The 435-nt window shown below is 72.9% G+C and carries 1 protein-coding gene; it reads left to right on the top strand.

The features are described from left to right. A partial coding sequence (locus tag AB4Z35_RS30635) for a gamma-glutamyltransferase (protein ID WP_442101247.1) occupies positions 1 to 435 on the top strand: 435 nt, incomplete at both ends.

The following is a 435-nucleotide window of genomic DNA, read 5'->3' as shown; positions in this document are numbered from 1 at the left end:
CGCCGTGGGCTCGCCGTTGCGCATGGCGGACCTGGCGCGCACCGCCGCGCGCGACGCGCTGCCGCTGCGCGTGCCCTATCGTGGCGGCGAGCTGCTGAGCCTGCCGCCGCCCACGCAGGGCGTGACCACGCTCCAGATCCTCGGCATCCTCGATCGATTCGACCTCACCGGCATCGCCGAGGGCAGCGCGGACTACTACCACCTGCTGGTGGAGGCCGTGAAGGAGGCGTTCATCGAGCGCAACCGCTACGTGGCCGACCCCGAGTTCGTCGACGTACCGGCCGAAGCGATGCTCGCCCCCGCGCGCCTGGACGCCATGGCCGCGCGCATCGACCCGGCGCGCGCGCTCGACTGGCCGCACGTCTACCAGCACGGCGACACCGTCTTCCTGAGCGCAGTGGACCGCGAGGGCCGCTGCGTGAGCGTGCTCCAGAC

It is taken from the genome of Pseudomonas sp. KB_15, assembly GCF_052114525.1.
Lineage (GTDB): Bacteria > Pseudomonadota > Gammaproteobacteria > Pseudomonadales > Pseudomonadaceae > Aquipseudomonas.
The sequence above is the reverse complement of the archived record's forward strand: the minus strand, read 5'-3'. Positions and strand labels throughout refer to the sequence as shown.